This is a genomic window from Candidatus Rokuibacteriota bacterium (genome assembly GCA_016209385.1).
In the GTDB taxonomy this organism is placed as follows: Bacteria; Methylomirabilota; Methylomirabilia; order Rokubacteriales; family CSP1-6; genus JACQWB01.
Genome location: JACQWB010000264.1, coordinates 1 through 18159 on the forward strand (window position 1 = coordinate 1; position 18159 = coordinate 18159).

Annotated in this window: 21 protein-coding genes; 3 read left to right on the forward strand and 18 right to left on the reverse strand. The window is 67.5% G+C overall.

Translation table 11 applies throughout. The features are described 5' to 3' along the window. Positions 1-122: 122 nt before the first annotated feature. The 5 genes from HY726_19675 to HY726_19695 form a co-directional block, all read right to left on the reverse strand. On the reverse strand, positions 123-965 hold the full coding sequence (locus HY726_19675) for an alpha/beta hydrolase (GenBank protein MBI4611214.1): 843 nt from the start codon (positions 963-965) through the stop codon (positions 123-125). A gap of 111 nt (positions 966-1076) precedes the next feature. Beyond that, positions 1077-2513: an ATP-binding protein gene (locus HY726_19680; GenBank protein ID MBI4611215.1), complete on the reverse strand. Its 1437-nt coding sequence runs from the start codon at positions 2511-2513 to the stop codon at positions 1077-1079. 137 nt (positions 2514-2650) lie between these two features. Continuing rightward, on the reverse strand, positions 2651-3526 hold the full coding sequence (locus HY726_19685) for a M23 family metallopeptidase (protein MBI4611216.1): 876 nt from the start codon (positions 3524-3526) through the stop codon (positions 2651-2653). A gap of 14 nt (positions 3527-3540) precedes the next feature. Beyond that, a complete protein-coding gene (locus tag HY726_19690) occupies positions 3541-4428 on the reverse strand; it encodes a PAC2 family protein (protein ID MBI4611217.1) in 888 nt (295 codons plus the stop codon). 10 nt (positions 4429-4438) lie between these two features. Then, a complete protein-coding gene (locus HY726_19695; GenBank protein ID MBI4611218.1) occupies positions 4439-5311 on the reverse strand; it encodes a sulfurtransferase in 873 nt (290 codons plus the stop codon). A 110-nt stretch (positions 5312-5421) separates the two neighbouring features. Here HY726_19695 and HY726_19700 point away from each other — a divergent pair, with 110 nt between their 5' ends. The 3 genes from HY726_19700 to HY726_19710 all read left to right on the forward strand — a co-directional run bounded on the left by HY726_19700 (position 5422) and on the right by HY726_19710 (position 7161). Beyond that, the gene (locus HY726_19700) at positions 5422-5676 is read left to right on the forward strand and encodes a hypothetical protein (protein MBI4611219.1); all 255 of its coding nucleotides are present in this window, start codon (positions 5422-5424) and stop codon (positions 5674-5676) included. Between the two features lie 11 nt (positions 5677-5687). Then, a complete protein-coding gene (locus HY726_19705; GenBank protein MBI4611220.1) occupies positions 5688-6398 on the forward strand; it encodes a hypothetical protein in 711 nt (236 codons plus the stop codon). Positions 6399-6567: 169 nt separating this feature from the next. Continuing rightward, positions 6568-7161: a serine acetyltransferase gene (locus HY726_19710; protein ID MBI4611221.1), complete on the forward strand. Its 594-nt coding sequence runs from the start codon at positions 6568-6570 to the stop codon at positions 7159-7161. A gap of 6 nt (positions 7162-7167) precedes the next feature. Here HY726_19710 and HY726_19715 read toward each other — a convergent pair whose 3' ends face one another. The 13 genes from HY726_19715 to HY726_19775 all read right to left on the reverse strand — a co-directional run bounded on the left by HY726_19715 (position 7168) and on the right by HY726_19775 (position 18115). After that, positions 7168-7665 carry an NUDIX hydrolase gene (locus tag HY726_19715; GenBank protein ID MBI4611222.1) on the reverse strand — a complete coding sequence of 166 codons (498 nt, stop codon included), beginning with the start codon at positions 7663-7665 and terminating at the stop codon, positions 7168-7170. A 39-nt stretch (positions 7666-7704) separates the two neighbouring features. Next, a complete protein-coding gene (locus tag HY726_19720; protein ID MBI4611223.1) occupies positions 7705-9093 on the reverse strand; it encodes a PAS domain S-box protein in 1389 nt (462 codons plus the stop codon). Continuing rightward, entirely contained in the window at positions 9090-9506 is a 417-nt protein-coding gene (locus HY726_19725) for a rhodanese-like domain-containing protein (protein MBI4611224.1), read from the reverse strand. Before HY726_19725 ends, HY726_19720 begins: the two co-directional genes overlap by 4 nt. Before the next feature lie 219 nt (positions 9507-9725). Continuing rightward, positions 9726-10622 (reverse strand): P-loop NTPase, encoded by an 897-nt coding sequence (locus HY726_19730; GenBank protein ID MBI4611225.1) that lies wholly within the window; start codon positions 10620-10622, stop codon positions 9726-9728. 109 nt (positions 10623-10731) lie between these two features. Further along, complete coding sequence (locus tag HY726_19735; GenBank protein MBI4611226.1) at positions 10732-11466, reverse strand: cation transporter; 735 nt, start codon at positions 11464-11466, stop codon at positions 10732-10734. Then, positions 11463-11894, reverse strand: a complete 432-nt coding sequence (locus HY726_19740) for a hypothetical protein (protein ID MBI4611227.1) — start codon at positions 11892-11894, stop codon at positions 11463-11465. The genes HY726_19735 and HY726_19740 overlap by 4 nt, the downstream gene beginning before the upstream one ends. Beyond that, positions 11864-13099, reverse strand: coding sequence for a radical SAM protein (locus HY726_19745; protein ID MBI4611228.1), 1236 nt, complete (start codon positions 13097-13099; stop codon positions 11864-11866). The genes HY726_19740 and HY726_19745 overlap by 31 nt, the downstream gene beginning before the upstream one ends. 449 nt (positions 13100-13548) lie before the next feature. Then, positions 13549-13923: a hypothetical protein gene (locus HY726_19750; GenBank protein MBI4611229.1), complete on the reverse strand. Its 375-nt coding sequence runs from the start codon at positions 13921-13923 to the stop codon at positions 13549-13551. Between the two features lie 29 nt (positions 13924-13952). Next, on the reverse strand, positions 13953-15869 hold the full coding sequence (locus HY726_19755; GenBank protein MBI4611230.1) for a universal stress protein: 1917 nt from the start codon (positions 15867-15869) through the stop codon (positions 13953-13955). A 30-nt stretch (positions 15870-15899) separates the two neighbouring features. Further along, entirely contained in the window at positions 15900-16661 is a 762-nt protein-coding gene (locus HY726_19760) for a hypothetical protein (protein MBI4611231.1), read from the reverse strand. Continuing rightward, positions 16661-17041 carry a DUF983 domain-containing protein gene (locus HY726_19765; protein MBI4611232.1) on the reverse strand — a complete coding sequence of 127 codons (381 nt, stop codon included), beginning with the start codon at positions 17039-17041 and terminating at the stop codon, positions 16661-16663. The genes HY726_19760 and HY726_19765 overlap by 1 nt, the downstream gene beginning before the upstream one ends. Before the next feature lie 86 nt (positions 17042-17127). After that, entirely contained in the window at positions 17128-17451 is a 324-nt protein-coding gene (locus tag HY726_19770) for a cytochrome C oxidase subunit IV family protein (protein ID MBI4611233.1), read from the reverse strand. A gap of 46 nt (positions 17452-17497) precedes the next feature. Further along, entirely contained in the window at positions 17498-18115 is a 618-nt protein-coding gene (locus HY726_19775) for a cytochrome c oxidase subunit 3 (protein ID MBI4611234.1), read from the reverse strand. Between the last annotated feature and the right edge of the window lie 44 nt (positions 18116-18159).

Here is an 18159-nt window from a genome sequence, read left to right on the forward strand (position 1 = left end):
CAACCAACTCGGGCCTCGCCTCGTGGCTCTCCTCGCCTGCGGCTCGTCGGCAGCCCCTCGGCTCGAACCACCATTCCTGGGGGAGGCGTCGGAGGGGGGCGGCGAGGCCCCCACCCACAGTCCTAGCGGACGAACTTCAGGATGGCGTCGATCACGGCGGCAGGCTGCTCCTCCGGGATGAAGTGGCCGCAGTCGGCGACCGCGTAGCCCTCGACCCGCTCGCAGCGCGCCTTCCAGACCTCGAGCATGTCGGCGGCCTGCGCCTGCCGGCTACCGCTCCAGAGCACCAGCGTTGGCACCGAGACCTTCTTCTGGCGATCCGCCGCATCGTGCTCGAGATCGATGGTTCCCCCCGCGCGGTAGTCGTCGAAGGCGGCCCGCATCGCCCCCGGCTGGCGGAAGCAGCGCACGTACTCCTGAACCGCCTCCTCCTCGATGGCCGCGGAGTTGAAGCTCCAGGTCTTGTAGCACCACCGGAGATAGAGCTCCTCGCGCCCCGCCATGAGCGCCTCCGGAAGGTCGGGAACCAGATGGAAGAGCCAGTGCCAGACGCGGCGCGCGCTCTGCTGGTTGAGCCTCTCGAAGATGTCGTAGGTGGGCGCGATGTCGAGGAGGACCAGATGCGTCAGGAGGCGCGGATGGTCGAGGGCGAACCGGTGCCCGACGCGAGCCCCGCGGTCGTGGCCGACCAGGACGACGGGCCCGATGCCGAGGGCCTGGATCACCTCGGCGATGTCCGCCGCCATGGTGCGTTTGTCATAGCCTGTGGCGGGCCGATCAGAGTCGCCATAGCCGCGCAGATCCGGCGCCACGACCGTGAACCGCTCGGCCAGGGCCGGTATGACCTTACGCCACATGTGGCTCGTCTGGGGAAAGCCGTGGAGGAGTACCATCCCCGAGCCCTGCCCCAGCCGGCGGTAGTGGATCCTGACCCCGTCCAGCACCCTCACCACGTTCCGGATCATGCGTCGGTGTAACCTCCGTGTGATGGACCTGGAGCAGTCGTACCCAATGGCCACCTGCCCATTGGGAACCCTGACCGGCCGCCGGATCTGCGAACCAGCCCGGAGTTGATTCTAATCGAACATGAGCAGAAACTGCAGGAGAGGGAGGAAGAATAAACCCTCCCTGTTCCCGAAGTCGTCACGGTGCTTGGTTACAACAACACCCGGACCTACGTGGAACCTCCGGCAAAAACTCCGAACAGGATTGAGATCATCTTCCGCGATCTCGTCTCGGAACTTGACTTCGAAGGGAATGTATTTCCAGCGGCCCCCAACGTGAACAATGAAGTCTACCTCCCCTGCCCGATCTCTGAAGTAATCAATCCGTATGATGCCGGCCCACTTACGGAGTGCGTTAAACACAAGGTTCTCGGCGTAGAGCCCAAGTACGAGTGGATCATTCAGAATTGTGTGATCCAAACGGAGCACGGCATTCCGAAGTGCCAGATCAACTAAGTAGAATTTGACGTTTCCACGGCGAACCCGGAGCGGGGTCCGTCGAAACTTTTCTACATGGCTGACCAAGTCCGTCATCTCAAGCAGCGGCAGGTATTTCTCAACTTGGGCAAGGATGATCCCGGTGTCCTTGGCAATCAGGCTCAGGTTGACCTCTTTCCCCGGTCGCTCAAGCAACGCGATGTAGAACTGTTTGAGTTGCTCGGGTTTCCGAAACTCCGCGGCCAGTACAAGGTCCTCGTAGATGACTTTCTTCACCTGGTTATCGTAGAGGTAGTCTATTTTCTGATCCCACGTGGGGATGCTCCAAACCTCAGGAAATCCACCCTCTTGCAAATATTCATCAAGCAACGTGTGCCAACGATCCCAGTGTTCTTCGGGGACCCCCTTGACTATTACCTTTTCGAGGTCCACATGCTTCGGGTCCCCGGCAACCATACCCATTACGGCCACGCCTGCCTTGTGGACTTCCTCAAGGCTTTCCAACATCTGGCGATCCTCTCGGAACTGATAAAGCGCAAACTCCCTGAAAGAAAACGGAAGAAGGTGGTAATCCTTGACCCGCCCGAGGAGGCTCTCGCGAGTCTTCTTGAAGATGGGCGAGGAAGCCGACCCGGAGACGATGAAACGAACCGGATATTTCAGATCGTAGTATTTCTTGAGGTAAAGTTCCCACCTTTCTAAGCGCTGCACCTCGTCCAACAAAAGCAGGATTTTCCCCCTAGCAGCTCGGCGCCGTATTTCCTTCATCAGCGCTTCCATCAGCTGGTCCACATCGACCTTCGGGAGGAACAAGGCCGGGTCATCAAACGAGTAGTAGACGAGTTGGCCGGCCCGGCGACCTTGTCGGAGGTAATGCCTAACTATCTGCCGGAGCAGTGTACTCTTACCGATTCGCCGGGGGCCAGTAATCGAAAGAATTTGGGGAAGAGTCTCAAGGTCCCTAAGGACGTTGGCAAAGACCGGCCTATTGAACTCTGGGATACCCTCCAGCCCCTTCTCACCGAGCTCAAGCCACGGGTTGTAGGGAGCTAAAATCTTCGAAATATCCACAGGTTAAGCCTCTGATGCAAGATTTACAAATCATAATATATAAAAGTTTCAGGCCAATTACAAGCCCTCTGTATATCGCTTCAAACTCCAAAACCATCATGGACGCACACTGCCGAACTGTTCCAACCTGCTGTTGGCTAGTCAGAGAGCGGCAAGATCAGGAGGGCGGTGGGGTCGATGCGCGCCTGGCTCAGGTGAGCGCCGAAGTGGAGGTGGGGCCCGGAGGCGCGCCCGGTGGCCCCGACGGCGCCGATCGGCTGGCCGCGCTCGACGCGCTCGCGCTCCTGGACTTCGACACGCTCGAGGTGAAAGTAGAGCGTGAAGAGGCCCAGGCCGTGGTCCAGGACGACGAGGCGACCCGGGAAGAAGTACTCGGCAACCAGGGCGACGCGTCCGGCGTTGGCCGCCACGACCTGAGTCCCGGCGTCGGCGGAGTAGTCCACGCCGCTGTGGGGAGCGCGCGGCTGGCCGTTGATGATCCGGCGGGCGCCGAAGCCTTCGCCGGGATCCGAGACCCCGACGGGCTTGGTGAACCGCCCCCGCCAGAACCGCTCTGGGGTCACCGTCGCGTAGAGCGTGCGGAGCCGGCGCGCCTCCTCCTCCACTCGCGCGAGAGTGGGGGCGTCGAGATCGACCATCGCCTTCGGAAGGGTGAGGCGCTGGATCGGGAACTCCCTCGCCCGCACCGGGAGCGCGCCCGAAGCCCGCATCGGATTGCCGCGCCCGTCGGTCACGCTGATCCGCCAGACCAGCCTGCCCGGACGCGTCTCGAGATCGACTCCCGCCACGGCGGCGTAGCCGTCGCCGTAGGGGAAGAACACGAGGGTCTGGGCGCCGAGAGCTCCCTCCACCGATTTGACTCGGGGGAGACCGGCGGCGAAGATCACCACCGGATCGCCCTGACGCGGGGCGCGCGGCTCCCAGCGGACCCTGAGGGCGTCGTGGGCGAGGGCGCCGGCGGGCAGGAGCAGGAGGCCGAGCAGGAAAAGCCCGACACGCGCGTGAAGCGTCATGCAGGGATGCGGAGCTACTCCTCGGGGCGCTGCTGCTGGCGGAGGACCTGCTCGATCTCGGCGACCACGTCCGAGGCCGGGGGCAGCTCCTCCCTCGGAGCGGGCGGCGGTTCCTCCTCCTGGCTCGCGGCCTCCAGCTTCTTGACGTACGCCGAAATCTTCGCGTTCTGCGCGACGATCTCGGCCAGATTCTGCTCGAACTGCTTCGTGGCCTCCTCGAGCTCCGAGAGGTCCACGCGCGCGTGGAGGAACTCCACCACCCGCTGGACCAGCGCGAGCGCCGCCTTGGGGTTCTCGGTACCCGAGATGTAGTGGGGGACGTTGGCCCAGAGGCTGGCCGTCTGCATCCCGTGCTCGCGGCAGGTGGTGTTGAGAACGCCCACGATGCCGGTCGGCCCCTCGTAGCGGGTCGGGCGGATGCCGAGCATGGCCGCCAGCTCGGGATCCGAGGCGCCGCCCACAAGCCTCACCGGCTTGGTGTGGGCGACCTCGGCGAGCAGGGCGCCGAGCGTCAGCACCAGGGAGACCCGGCAGCGGCGGGCCAGCTCCAGGACCAGCCCGCAGTACGTCTTCCACCTCAGGTGCGGCTCGATCGCGACGCCGACGATCACGTCACGGCTGAGCTCGGCCGCGCGCGTCACCGAGAACTCCGTGACGGGCCAGATGATCTCGCGCTCGGTCTGCGACCCCGCCTTGAAGCGGACGTGGGGCCGCGACAGGCCGAAGTGGTAGAACTCCTCCGGGTCGATCGTGGCGAATCGCTCCGCCGACCAGGCCTGGGCGAGGTAGCGGGCCGCGGCCGTGGCCGCCTCCGAGGCGTCGTTCCAGCCGGCGAAGGCCATGATGAGGATCGGCCGCCGCAGCCCCTCGGGCAGCTCGTGGATCGTCAGCGCGCTGGCCATCTTCCTTCCCTCACCGCCCGGCCTGAACCGGGTTGGTTGGGTCCGTTTCCCACTCGTACCAGGAGCCCGCGAAGTTCGTCGCGTCCTCGTATCCGAGGAGCTTGAGGGCGAAGAGCCCGACGGAGGCCGATACGCCCGCGTTGCAGTAGGTAATGACCCGACGGTCGGGCGTGACGCCGGCGGCCTCGAAGAGCTTGCGGATCTCCCCGGGGGCTTTCCACGTCTTGGTCTCGGGATCGAGGCAGCGGCCGACGGGCACGTTCACCGCACCCGGGATCCGCCCCTTGCGTTCCCCGCGGCCGATCTCCCCGACGAACTCCTTGGGGCTCCGGCAGTCCACCAGCGCGACTCCGGGATCGTTCAGGGCTGCCTTGACCTCCGCGGTGCCGACACGCCACTCGGGGCAGACGCGCGGCGTGAAAACCGCCGCCGGATGCGCCGGCGCGTCGGCCGTGACCGGCCGGCCCTCGGCCACCCACTTCGTCCAGCCGCCGTTCAGGAGGCGCGCCTCCGGATGGCCGTAGTAGTTCAGCACCCACCAGAGGCGCGGGGCGATCGTGCCGGTATCATCGTACACCACGACCGTATGCCCGTCCCCGATCCCGAGCCGCTCCATCAGGACCTTGAAGCGGTCGAGGCCCGCGACGGTCATGTGGACGGGAGCGGTCGGCTCGACGATGTCCCCGGTCCAGTCCACGAAGACGGCGCCGGGGATGTGGCTCTGGCGGTAGGCGTCGAGCTGGGCCAGGTACCAGGGCTTCGGCGCGTTGGGGGGCTTGATGACGCCGCGAATGTCGACGACCCGGAGCGCGGGATCGCCCAGACGCGCAGCGAGCCAGTCGGTCTCGACGAGGAGCGATTCGCGCGGCCGGGATCGCGTCATCCAGGTTCCCTCCCGACGAGTCTAGCACGAGTGGCAGCGATCAGAAACAGGGTTGACCGGTCGTGCGCTCTCCGGTAGGATACTCCCATCTCGCACGGGAGGTGACCGACATGCGATCGCGAATTGTGAGCGCCCTCCTCCTTGGTGGCACGCTCATCCTGACAGCCTGCGCGACTTCCGAGGAATGGGCGGAATGGCGCAAGCACCCCAGCCACTTTGCTTCGGGGCGCCACATGGGCTTCTCGCTGCGGCACACCGAAGGCGCGGCTCCGCGGGTGACCCGCCGGGACATGGAGACCGCGCGGGCCGAGACCTGGTGGGGCAAGACGATCACGGTGAGCGCGGAGCAGATCTTCCAGGATTAGGAGCGCGGCCGTTGACCCTTGGTCACCGCGTCGCCGTCGCGCTGGTGGTCCTCCTCGCTCTCGCGCGAGGCACGCACGCGGGGTCTCCCGAAGACGCGATCCTGCCCCTCGATCACTACAAGAGCGACAAGGCCCGGGCGCTCGCCGCCGCCTACGCCGCGCAGCTCACGCAGATCTACGACAACGTCTACCACTGCCTGCCCTGGCTCCAGATCGGCAAGCACGGGCTGGGCTTCCGGCGGCCGCGCGGGATCGACCGCGACAACCACTACCTCTCCATCTGGGTCTGGGTGGACCAGATCAGCAACCCGGAATTCGCCGCGATGCCTCCGGCGCGCCGGGCCTCGGCGATGTTCTCCCGCTACGGGGTGGACCTGCTCCGGCGCCTCTCGCGCCACGCGCCGTTCGCGAGCGAGCCGCGGGCGGCGGGCTACGCCGTCGTCCTGAGCTGGCTCAAGCCTGACGGCGTGGTCCGGCCGACCGCGCCGGCGGTGGCGGAGACGCTGGCCGTGTTTGCGGACACGGCCACCGTGGACGGCTTCCTCGCGCTGACCGTGACGCCCGCCCAGCTCGCCGACCGTGCCCTGGTGGCCTCCTTCGACGGCAAGAGCGAGCTCGGGCGCCTGGCGCTGGAGATCTGGGACGACCCGTTCACCGCGACGTTCAAGCTGAAGGACTACACTCCCGACCCCGCGCATCGCTGCGAGGGCCGGCCAGGATGATCATGCGCCGCTGGTTCCCCGAGGTGGAAGCCAGGTGCCGGATTTGCATCTGTCCGAGGCGCCCCCGGAAGCGGTGCGATTAGCGAGCGGACACGTCGCGACAGGTTCACGATCATCGAGAACGCTCACGGCCTCCGGTCGTGGGCGTTTTTCGTTTGCGGAGGCCCCAATGCTCCAGACGCTCGTCGAAGACATCCGAGCCGTGAGACGGAACGATCCGGCGGCGCACGCCTGGGTCGAGATCCTGCTCTGCCACACGCCCCTCCACGCGATCCTCCTGCACCGCGTGGCCCACTGGCTCCACGCTCGGCTCCACGTCCGGCTCCTCGCGCGGCTCGTCTCGGTCGCCAACCGGTTCTGGACCGGCGTCGAGATCCACCCGGGCGCGCGGATCGGCAAGGGATTCTTCCTCGACCACGGCGCGGGTGTCGTGATCGGTGAGACGGCGGTGGTCGGAGACTTCTGCGTCATGTTCCACAACGTGACCCTCGGCGGCACGGGGAAGTATCACGGCCAGCGCCACCCGATCGTCGGGCACCACGTGTTCATCGGGACCAACACGGTCCTCCTCGGCCCAATTCGGGTCGGCGACCGCGCCCGCATCGGTGCCAACGCCTTCGTCATCAACCACGACATTCCTCCCGACTCGACGGTCGTGGGAACGCCGGCGCGGATCGTCAAGCTCAACGGGAGGCGGGTGGATGGGGAGTTGCCCCGGACGGTCCCGCCACCCGAGGCGGTACCCGTCGAGCTCGAGGTGTGAGCGCCGTCAGACGAACTGCCTGAGGGCCTTGCGGGCCGAAGGGAAGCGGATCTGCCGGTACGGCAGCCGCTCCCGCTCGAACCACCGGAGCTCCGAGACGTCGCTCGCCGTGACGAGGCGCCCGGCCGCGAGCCTCACCCGGTAGAGCGCGACCAGGATGGGGAAACCCCGCGGGCCGTAGGTCTCGTGGAAGAAGCCGAGGAAGCGCGCCGAGCGCACCCTGACCCCCAGCTCTTCCCTGAGCTCGCGCCTGAGCGCCACCTCCGGGATCTCATCGCCTTCGAGGAAGCCGCCGGGGAGGTCCCACGTCCCCGCGTACGGCGGCGCCGCGCGCCGCCCGAGGAGGATCTTCCTGCCCCTCACCACCACGGCCACCGCCGCGGGCACCGGATTGCCGTAGAACGTCCAGCCGCAGCGAGGGCATCGGCGCCGACGCTTCCCCTCGTCCCGGATCACGCGGAGGCGCGTCCCGCAGGCCATGCAGAAGCGCGCGAGAGGCGGCATCTCAGTAGAACGGAGGCGGGCTGAGCCTTCGCGCGGGGCCTAGCCCGGCTGCGAGCGACCGACGTCGCGCGCCGGGCGGGTGGCCTCGCTCAGGTCCTTGATGATTCCCAGCGTGCCGGTGACTTCGCCGCCCGCGTTGCGGAGGAGCGCCATGGAGACGTTCACCTCGACCCAGCGGCCGTCACCGGCGCGGAGCGTCGTCTCGTAGTTCGTGATCCGCTCCCCGACTCGAAGCCGCTGCATGACCGCCCGCGCCTCCTCCATCCCGAGCTGGTAGTAGGTCGCGGCTGGCGTACCGAGCACCTCCTCGGGCCGGTACCCGAACACTTCCCGTACCCGCGGGCTGACGTAGGTCACCCGGCCGTCGACGTCCGTCATGACCGTGATGTCCGGCGAGTTCTCCGAAATCGACTGCAGGAAATCCCGGGTCTGGCAGGCTTCGTCGTAGAGCGCCGCCAGGTCGCGGTAGAACTTGTCGAGCCGCACGGTCAAGAGGATGAGAAGCGCGGCCGCCAGGGCAAGGCCGAGAAAGCTGATCCCGAAGGTCAGGGCGTTGCTCTGGGCCAGGATCTCGGTGACCGCCGATGCGTCGGACAGAATCGCGAGACGGCCGGCCTCGCGCCCGGAGAAATCCTTCAACGGGATCAGCGTGGCCGCGTAAGTCTTCGACTGGAGGACGAAGACCTGGCGCGCCTGACCCTCCTGCGGGCCCAGGAACGCCGCGGCTTCCGTGAAGAGCTGGGGGTTGGACGACTCGACCGTCCGACGGGTCTCGCCTGCCGGTAGCACGGCGACATCGCCTCCCGCCACCAGCCGGATCGCCCTGACGATCGGGGCCATGGAGCTTCCCACCTCGAGGATCCCGATGACCCGTCCCCGCTGGTAGATCGGCATCGCCGCCCACAGGCACAGGAGTTCGCTCTCCACCTCGAGTCCCTTGACGATTCGCCGGTCCCTCACCGTCTCGGCGATCAGCCGCCGGTGGCTCAGGACGTCATCGCCGTACGACGCCGGGGCGTGAGCACGGACGTGCGCGATCCCCGTCGGGGTGTAGAGCGTGATGCGGGTGACGTGCAGCGGGCCCTTGCGAAGCCGGTTCAGCGGGGGCTCGAGCTGGTCCAGGACCGCCTCGCGGCTCCCCGTGGCGATGGCCTCTTTGAGGTCGGCCGACCTCGCCAGCCGCAGAAGCTCCTGCTCGAGGCCCGCCTGATGGACCTCCAGGGTCCACCCGGCGAGCCGGTCATGACTCGCCAGGGTCCGCGCGTCCCGCTCGATCTGGTTGACAAGCTTTCGCTGGGCAGATGAGTTGGCGAAGACTAGCGCGGCAATAACCAACACCAGCACCACGGCCGTGCAGACGATCCAGATCCGGGCCGCAGCCCGCTGGCGTGCGATGGTGGTGGCTCCCGGCGCCGGGGCCTGGCTCATTCGACCGGGTACCCCTTCGCCTGCCACGCCGGAATGCCGTCCCGAAACCACTGGACGTTCGTGTATCCCCACTGGACCGCTTTGCCGGAGGCGTCGTGGCTCTTCTTGCACTCCGGGTGGCCGTTGCAGTAGAAGACCAGGAGAGAGTTGCGGTCGCGCGGGAGCTTCTCGCGGTAGCGATCCATGACGGCGGTCGGGATGTTGATCGCCGTCGGGATGTGTCCGGCGTTGTACTCGGCCGCGATCCGCGAATCGATCAGGACCATCGTCTTGCCCTGGTCGACCCAGGCTTTGAGCTGGTCGGCGTTGATGACCTTGACGCTGGAGAGGTGGTCGGCGCCGGCTGGGGGGATGCCCGCCAGGACGCCGACCAGGGCCAGGACGGCGATGCCGAGCTTCGTGATTGCGTTCATGACCGTGCCCTCCTCGGTCACGGGGCGACGATATACCACTTTAGTGGAGCCACGCACGAGGCGCAACCGCATCGGGCCTCGCCGCGTGACGGGCCTGCCTCCCGGCATGGCCGCCGCCCCTCGGCTCGAACCGCATTGGGCCTCGCCTCGTGACGGGCCTGCCTCCCGGCATGGCCGCCGCCCCTCGGCTCGAACCGCAGCGGGAATGAGGCAGCGGGCTTACGCCGGGACGCCCAGCGCCAGGGCTGCCTTGATCCGGTTCGCGATCGCCACGAAGGCCCGGGTGGCCGGACTCTCGGGGAACTCGGCGACGAGGGGAACGCCCCGGTCCCCGGCGACCGCCACGCGAGGGTCGAAGGCAATCGCGCCGAGGAAGGGGATGCCCAGCTCGGCCGCCATTCGCTCCCCTCCCGGACCCTGAAAGAGCGGGCCCAGCGCGCCGCACGCCCCACAGACATAGCCCGCCATGTTGTCCAGAAGCCCGAGCACCGGCACGTTCATGGCCCGGGCCACCGAAACGGACTTCTTGACCACGAGGTGGGAGACCTCGGAGGGAATCGTGACGACGATGGCTCCGGAGAGCGACGGAACGAGCCCTGCGACGGTCGTGAGACGGTCGGCGCCCGGCGGGAGGTCCACGAGGAGGAGGTCGAGTGAACCCCACGCCGTGTCGGCGAGGAACTCGCGGAGGGCGTTGGCCTCCATGTTCCCCCGCCAGACGTGGGACTCCGCCTGCGTCGGGGCCTCCCAGGTGAGCGGCGTCTCGTCCGACGGCAGGAGGAGGTCCATCGACATCACGCGGATCCCCTGGGTCGTCTCCGGCGGCAGCACGCCGTCGGCCACGACCGGGAGCGAGCGGCCGCGGACCCCGAGCATCTTGGCGATCGAGGGGCCGTTGAGGTCAGCGTCGAGGACGCCGACGGCCAACCCCTCCCGGGCGAAGGCGGCAGCCAGGTTGGCAGTCACCGAGGACTTGCCCACGCCACCCTTGCCCGAGATCACAGCGAGCACGCGGCGGACGCGCGCCAGCCGTTCGTTGAGCCGCCGGAGCTGCTCCTCGACCTGGCCGACGATGCCCGACCCGCCGTCGCCGACGATGTCCCCGTATCGCTTCACGCGGCACCCCCTAGCGCGTCGGAGCAATGCCCTTCGAGCGCCGGCTCCGCCGGCGCAACCCTATCTCGAGGGAGGCTTCGGAGGGGGCCGTAGAGGCCCCCTCCGATTATTAGCAGCAGACGCACACCTGGCACACGCAGGCGGTCGACCGGCAGGCCGGGATGCAGCAGGCGCAGCCGCAGCGCCGGGGATCGCCGCAACACGCCTCATCCCTGAGCGCCTCGAGCCCTTCCCTGAGGATGAGCGGGACCATGGCCAGCGCCGCCAGCGGGTCGGCCCACCACCAGCCGAGCAGCGCGTTGGCGCCCAGGCCGAGGAGGAGCGTGAAGGAGAGATAGGCGCACACCGCGGTCTCGACCGCGTCGGCCTCGAGCGCCCGGCTCCCGAGCGCGCGGGCGACGGCCCGCTTCCGCGCAGCCAGGAGCGGCATCGCGATCAGGGAGGCGATGGCCAGGCCGATCCCGACCCAGCTCTCCGCCGGCGCGTCGCCACGCCAGAGCTTGCCACCCGATTCGTAGCAGACGTAGGCGGCCAGGGCGAGGAACGTCACGCCCACGAACCTGAGCGCGCGGCGCTCGGCACTCGCCACGCGTCCCGCCTCGGCACCGTCCACCTCCCGTATCACCCGCCAGAGCACCATGACGGCCGCGGTCGTCTCGATGACCGAATCGAGGCCGAAGCCGACCAGCGCGATCGAGCCGGCCAGCAGTCCCGCCCCGATGGCCACGAGCGCCTCGACGCTGTTCCAGCCAGCGGTGAACCACTCCAGCCTCACGCCGGTGCGGAGGAGCTCGGCACGGGGAGCTCCAGGCGTATGCGTGGGCGCGTCGCAGGCGCAGCTCATCGACGGGCCCAGGCGGCGCGGGCCAGCATGGCCGCGGTCGCCAGCGTGATCAGGAAGAAGACGGCGGCGCCCAGACTCATGGGGACCTCGCCGCCGCCTGGGAGCGGCACCGCGGGAAATCTGGGGGCCAGGGCAACGCGTCCGACTTCGAATGCCCGATACGCCACGAGCAGGGTGAGAATCCGGCAAAACCAGAGGTAGCCCTTCGCCCTGTGGCCGCGGGCGATGAGCCACGGGAAGACCACGACGAAGATCGCCCCGAGCACAAACCAAATGATCCCCCGCCCAACGGCGAGACCGCGGGTCGCCAGGTAGAGGCCTCCAACCCAGTAGAAAATCCCATAAGCCAGGTACGCCCAGGCTGCCTGCTTGAAACGCTCCTCGCGCGCCGCCACGGCTATCCCGTCGGGCGGAAGCGACCGCCCCATTTCTGGCGCACCTCCGCCATGACCTCGGAGGTGATCACGGCGCGCCCGGTCGAGCGCGCGTAGGCCTCCACCGCCTTGGCGACCATCCCGCGGGCGAAGGACGGGATCGCCTCGAGCCGCTGGCGCGCGGCGTCCTCCCAGACGAGCTGGGTCGAGACCTCAAGGCCGAAGGTCTGCTCGGCCGGAAGGTCGATCACGCGCCCGCCGTGTTGGCCGGGCTGATAGGCGCACGCCGGGTCCTCGGCCAGGTAATCGCCGTACGTGGCATACGCGCGGCACCGGCAGCCGCCGCAGATCTTCCTGAACTCGCAGACGCCGCAGCGCCCCCCGAGGGCCGGCTCGCGGAGGCTGGTGAAGACGCTCGCGCGCTCCCAGAGGTCGGCGAACGAGGCCCGGCGGAGGTTCCCCGCGGCAACCGGCATATAGGGGCAAGGTGTGACGTCGCCTTCAGGAGTAATCCGACAGTAATATTTTCCCGCGGGGCAGGAGCCGTGGGCGTAGTTCTTGAGCAAGGGAGATCGGGGGTCCAGCTCCCAGATGATCCGGCGGAAGTGCGGGGCGCACTTGGCCCGGATCAGGAGGGAACCGGCTCGGCCGACGGGCGTGCTCCAGGGGTCTTCGGGCCCGGCGCCGTTGCCAACGCCCTGGACCCGCGCCAGGTAGCTCAGGATCTGCTCGTACCGCTCGGGGACGATGTCGGTCAGGTTCTGGCCACGGCCGGTCCGCACGAGGAAGAAGAGGTTCAGCACCTTGGCCCCCAGCCCGGTCGCCAGGTCGATCATCGCCGGGATCTCCTCCACGTTCCAGTCGGTCACGGTCATGTGGAGGGAGAAGTCGAGCCCTTCGGCTCTGAGGGCCTCGGTGGCCCGCACCGCGCCGTTCCAGGCGCCGGGGAGGTGGCGGAACTCGTCGTGCTTCTTCCGGTCCGTCGAGTCCAGGCTGATCGAGGCGCCCGCGATCCCGTGCTCGCGCATCAGCCGCGCCTGCTTCTCGCGCAGGAGGACGCCGTTGGTCCCGAGCACGACCGTGAAGCGCTTCTCGGCGGCGTAGTCGGCCAACTCGAAGATGTCTTTCCTGAGGAGCGGCTCGCCGCCCGTGAGGATCAGGAAGACGTTCGGATTGACCCGGGCGATCTCGTCCATCACCCGGCGGCACTCCTGGGTAGACAGCTCGAGGGAGGCATCGGCGCCCGCAAACGCCGACATATAGCAATGCGCGCACAGCAGGTTACAGCGCTGCGTCAGGTTCCAGGACACGGAATAGGCTTTGTAGCTCACGACGCGGCCCTCGCACGTTCGAGCGACGGCTTGGCCGTCGCAACCTCCGGGGGGAGCCTCGGAGGGGGGCGGAGCCCCCTTCCGACCGAGCTATGGGCGCACAAGAGATTACATCGCTGCGTGAGGTTCCACGAGACCGAGTAGGCCTTGTAGGTCACGCGAAGCCTCCGCGCCGAGCGCCAAACCTATCCGGGAGCTCGGCCGCTCCGAGCGCTGGCTTTGCCAGCGCAATCTCTTCCCGGGGGAGGTCCGGAAGGGGGGCGAAGCCCCCCTCCGGGGGAAGCGTGTGCTGCGCCGCGACGGGCGTCACGACAGAGAACGCAAAAACCAGAACTGACGCGGCCCGCATCGTTGACGGAAGCCTGCGAGGGAGTGCGTTATTTCGGTTTCTTCTTTGTTTCCTTTTCAGCCGCCTTGCCCTCCTTGCCCGGCTTATCCTGATCGCCGTTGCCGTTCCTCACGGCGGCACCCAGCTTGACGCCCAGGTCTTGCGCGATCTGCCCCCAGCCCTTGCCGGCCTTGCGCATCGCGAGGATCTCGTCGACGCTCTTCCCCGACTGCTTGGCGAGATCCTCGGCGATTTCCAGCTCACCCTTTCCGAACTTTTCCTTTCCCGTTTTCGACTCGGCTTTCTGCTCTGCCTTCGGTTTCGACCCGCCTTTTGGTTCGCTCTTCTGCTGCGCCGGCGCGAGCCCAGTCAACAAGCTCAACACGACGAAGGCTGCCGCAAGTCCTGTGAGCGACTTCCCCATTCTGCACATGCTCCTGTCCTCCCTCCCGGCTACGCCTTCTTCTGCCTGATGTAGCCGGCGACGACCTCGTTCATGGTGCTGCGAGCGTGGCCGATCCCTTCCTCGCAGAGGGCGAGGTCGATTTTGGTCACGCCCTTCTCGCGCGCCACCCGCTCGATCTCCTCGCGGGTCATCTCGCGCATGAAGCCGGCGGGGACGCGGTTGAGGCGGGCAACCGCCTCCTGAGTCCAGCCGAACGCTCCAGATTCGCCATTGCCACCGCTGCCCGGCTCGAGCTCCGCGGGCTCGAACCGGGTCTTCGCGATCAGGGTCTCCCACCCGCCCCCGAGCTTGTCCCTGCCCACGGTCTCCTCGATCATCGGGTAGGCCAGCTCGCGGGTGATCACCGGGATCTTCTTCGAGCGCGCGTACTTCTCGATCCGCGCCTTCGCCCGCCGCCGGAGGTAGGCGTCGGTCACCTCCCGCAGCCCGTCCCGGGCATCCGCCGACCACCGGACCGTGACGCCCGGCAGAGTTTCCTCCTCGTCCACCGCCCCCTCCTGGGTGGCGATGGCCTCGACCACCGCCTTGTCGACCACCTGGAACTTGTCAGCATCCGCGCCGCAGACCGGGCAGCGCACGACGGCGCCGGGTCCCCTCACGGTATAGCCGCAGACCGAGCAGATGGCGGTCACGCTCTGGCTCTCCGCGCGCAACCTCGCGACCGCCAGATCTTCGGCCAGGAGCTGCATCTTCTCGGCCATCCGGGTCGGCATGAAGATCGCCATCGCCTCGTCGATGACCTTTGAGGTGATGACCGTGTGCCCCTGCTCGATCGCGTAGCGGAGGAGCGCCGTGCGCGCAACGCCTTTCACCTGCGGCGGCACGCGCTCCATCCGGGCCTCAGCCTCCTCGGTCCAGGAGATGATCTCCTCCGCCTTGACGTCCAGGGGCGGGTAGAACTTGCCTCCGGTCAGCAGCACGTTCGTCGGCACGAGCCGGAGCAGGTTCTCGGTGTTGGAGCCGAGGTCCACCTCGTTCTCGTCCGAGTGGACCCCCACCCGCCCGAGGATCAAGAGCCAGGGCCGCTCCTTCCGGCAGTACTGGAGGAGCTTCTCGAAGCACTTCCCGTCCAGGAGCGTGACCCCGAGGTCCACCCCCTCGTCCTGGGCCAGCTTGCGCCCGATCTCGAGGTGCGACTGGTAGATCTTCGCGAGCCCGGTGTCGATGATCTCCTCGTGGAGCTGCTCCTGCTCCTTGAAGCGGAAGATCTTCGAGGCCTTCTCCGAGAGCACGCCCACGATCCCGTTGAACATGGCGTAGTGCAGGTACGGGTCGTACACCGCCACCGCCTGGACCGGGCGGCGGAGCGTCTTGCCGAGGGCGAGCGCGATCTTCAGGCCGTGGAAGGACTGGGGGCTCCCGTCGAGCCCGACCACGATGGCCCCACCTACGCCTTCGGGGGTGTCAAGCGGGTCCACGTTCTTCACGACCAGGGTGTCGGTTGCGACCCTCCGCACGAACCGCTCGGTGACCGATCCGAGCTGGCTGTCCTTCACCGCGCCCATCCCGAGCGCCCCTATGATCGCCAGGTCGTAGCCCGACTCCCGTGCGTCCTGGATCAGCACCTTGTAGTGCTTGCCGTCGAACATCTTCCGCTCGAAAGCGAGCCCGGCAGCCTCGGCCTTCCGGGCCATCACGTCCAGGTAGCTGTCCGAGATGAGCTGGAGCCCGAGCGCGATCAGCGAGTCGTGGATCTTCCGCTGCCGCTCCAGTTCGGCCTCGTCCTTGTACTCCTCCGGCAGCGTGTACTCCATCTGCTTGAAGCGGTAGTCGTGCAGCCGCGCGGCGTAGACATGGCACCCCGTCAGACTGGCGCCGAAGGCCTGGCCCAGCTCGATGGCCAGGTCGATGGCCCGGTTGGACCAGTCGGAGTTGTCCACGGGAACGTAGATGTGTCGGTACATCGAAGCCTCCTCAGCCCTCAGACATGCGCGTTAGCGAAGCTCAAAGTCAACCGCGACCGAGGCCCGCGGAGCGATGGTCGCCTCGCGGGTCACCCGGCGCGGCTCGTCGTACAGGGGCCGCCCGTCCTTGTCGAATCCCCTCTGCACGAATCCCTGGTGCCACATGGTGACGTTGTACTTCCCCGGGGGGACGTCGTCAATCCCGAAGTTCCCTCCCTCGTCGGTCAGGGCGAAGTAGGGGCTGTCGTGGACCACTATCCAGGCCCGCATGTGCGTGTGGGCATCGCACCGGATCTCGATGACGCCGGGCTTCTTCAAATACCGCCCGATCGCGATCTCCTGCCCGCGGTTGGGCAGGGCCAGGTTGAACGCGCGGACCTTGCCACCCCAGAAGCCGCGGGTGTTGTGGAGGATGGGGTCCGAGTTCCTCACCTTGGCGGTACCGCCCTCCATCACCACCGACACGTGCGGGACGAAGCGGCACTTGGCATTGTCGAGCACGACCTCCCGGTCCGTCCTCTTGCCCCAGGCCACGCCCTCGACGAGGATCACCGCGTTTCTCACGCCGCCGGCGGCGCCGACGAGCAGGGTCTCCGCCTCCTTCTTCTCCCCGCACACGTCCCGGTCCTTCTTCACGGGGAGGGGGTCGAACCGGGGTGGGGTCCCAGCGAACCTCACGTTTCCGATCAGCCTCCCGCCGTCGGCCACGGCCGCGACCTCGTAGGCCGCGGCGGGCGAGGTCAACGCGACGAGCGCTAGGAGGAGTCGCGCGAACCCGCGCTGTCCGACCATCAGCCGAGCCCCTCGTCGGGCGCGCCCTCGGGGTCAAGGACGTAGTCGATCGCGAGCCAGAGGCTCTTGCTGTACCGGAACCACCAGAGCGGGAAGACGACGCAGAACGCTCCCCAGAGGGCGACCTGCTGCCCCACCGAGGGCCGGGCCAGCGCGTCCAGAGCGAAATATCCGGAGAGCGCGAGGAGGGCCGTGGCCGCGTAGTTGAGATAGATCGCCCCCACGAAGTATCCCTGCTCGCGCTCGAACCGGAAATCGCACACGGCGCAGGCCGGAAGCATCGTGAACAGCCCGAGGAACAACGGCGCGCGCCCGCAGCGCGGGCAGAGAAGCCGGATGCCCCGGCCGAGGACCTCCTTGGCGCGTCGGAGCGGGATCACGACGAGGCGGAACGCGGGGCGGACATCCCAGAGCGGACGGGGCGGCGGCGCCGACGCATCCGCTCCGCCGAGAGCCGCCCCTCCGGTCAGTGCTTCCCGACGACGGCCGCCTTGATCGCGTCGGCGGTCCGGTGCGGGATGGCGGAGGAATCGGGGACGAGCAGGAAGACCAGCAGCCCGCCCAGGGCGAGCGGCGTCACGGCGATGAGGCCGAGGGTCAGGCGCTCGAACCGGAGGTGCATGAAGTACATCGCGACCAGCGAGGCCTTGGACACCGCGAGCGAGACCAGCAGGATCGCGATCACGACCTTCACGACGGGCAGGTAGATGACGCCGATCTCCAGGACGGTCAGGACGAACAGCCATCCCCAGATCGCCATGTAGTTCGGGCTCTTGTGCGCTTCGGCCATTGCTCTCACTCCATCCGGGCCGCGCCGGTCACGGTTCGGGTTGACCCTACAGCAGGTAGACGAACGTGAACACCATGATCCACACCAGATCCACGAAGTGCCAGTAGAGCCCGGAGATCTCGACGACGTTGTAGGTCCACCGCCAGTCGCGGACCCGCGAGACGACCGCGACCATGCACGACAGGTAGACCACGCCCCCCGTCACGTGGAGGCCATGGAAGCCTGTGATGATGAAGAAGCTTGTCCCGAAGAGCGAGGCCCCCCACGGGTTGCCGAAGATCTTCAACCCCTCGCTGATCAGCTTGGTCCACTCGTACGCCTGAAGCCCGACGAAGAGCGCGCCGCCGAGGAGCGTCAGCACCAGGAAGAAGATCGCGCCCTGCTTGTTCTGCAGCTTGACGGCTTCGAGGCCCTTGACCATGGTGACGCTCGAGCAGATGAGCAGGAACGTCATGAGCGCCGTCAGGGCGATTCCGAGGTGGTCGTACGGGCTGGGCCAGTCGGCACTCCCGTAGCGCATGGCGCCGTATCCGCAGAGGAGCGTCGCGAACCCCATCGCGTCCCCGACGAGGAAGATCCACATCCCGAGCTTGCCCCAGCTTTCGGGGGTCAGCGGCGACTCGGCCGGCTCGACGGCCGCGTGCACGGTGGCAACCTGGCTCACTCGATGCCCTCCTTTCGGGCCTCGCCTCGTGGCGGGCCTGCCTC

Excerpts from the sequence above, each read along its gene's own strand:
- HY726_19710 (MBI4611221.1), top strand. The coding sequence starts at position 6,568 with ATGCTCCAGACGCTCGTCGAAGACATCCGAGCCGTGAGACGGAACGAT.
- HY726_19745 (MBI4611228.1), bottom strand. The coding sequence starts at position 13,099 with ATGTCGGCGTTTGCGGGCGCCGATGCCTCCCTCGAGCTGTCTACCCAG.
- HY726_19720 (MBI4611223.1), bottom strand. The coding sequence starts at position 9,093 with ATGAGCCAGGCCCCGGCGCCGGGAGCCACCACCATCGCACGCCAGCGG.
- HY726_19750 (MBI4611229.1), bottom strand. The coding sequence starts at position 13,923 with ATGGGGAAGTCGCTCACAGGACTTGCGGCAGCCTTCGTCGTGTTGAGC.
- HY726_19740 (MBI4611227.1), bottom strand. The coding sequence starts at position 11,894 with ATGGGGCGGTCGCTTCCGCCCGACGGGATAGCCGTGGCGGCGCGCGAG.
- HY726_19715 (MBI4611222.1), bottom strand. The coding sequence starts at position 7,665 with ATGCCGCCTCTCGCGCGCTTCTGCATGGCCTGCGGGACGCGCCTCCGC.
- HY726_19770 (MBI4611233.1), bottom strand. The coding sequence starts at position 17,451 with ATGGCCGAAGCGCACAAGAGCCCGAACTACATGGCGATCTGGGGATGG.
- HY726_19675 (MBI4611214.1), bottom strand. The coding sequence starts at position 965 with ATGATCCGGAACGTGGTGAGGGTGCTGGACGGGGTCAGGATCCACTAC.
- HY726_19695 (MBI4611218.1), bottom strand. The coding sequence starts at position 5,311 with ATGACGCGATCCCGGCCGCGCGAATCGCTCCTCGTCGAGACCGACTGG.
- HY726_19735 (MBI4611226.1), bottom strand. The coding sequence starts at position 11,466 with ATGAGCTGCGCCTGCGACGCGCCCACGCATACGCCTGGAGCTCCCCGT.
- HY726_19755 (MBI4611230.1), bottom strand. The coding sequence starts at position 15,869 with ATGTACCGACACATCTACGTTCCCGTGGACAACTCCGACTGGTCCAAC.
- HY726_19700 (MBI4611219.1), top strand. The coding sequence starts at position 5,422 with ATGCGATCGCGAATTGTGAGCGCCCTCCTCCTTGGTGGCACGCTCATC.
- HY726_19760 (MBI4611231.1), bottom strand. The coding sequence starts at position 16,661 with ATGGTCGGACAGCGCGGGTTCGCGCGACTCCTCCTAGCGCTCGTCGCG.
- HY726_19725 (MBI4611224.1), bottom strand. The coding sequence starts at position 9,506 with ATGAACGCAATCACGAAGCTCGGCATCGCCGTCCTGGCCCTGGTCGGC.
- HY726_19690 (MBI4611217.1), bottom strand. The coding sequence starts at position 4,428 with ATGGCCAGCGCGCTGACGATCCACGAGCTGCCCGAGGGGCTGCGGCGG.
- HY726_19685 (MBI4611216.1), bottom strand. The coding sequence starts at position 3,526 with ATGACGCTTCACGCGCGTGTCGGGCTTTTCCTGCTCGGCCTCCTGCTC.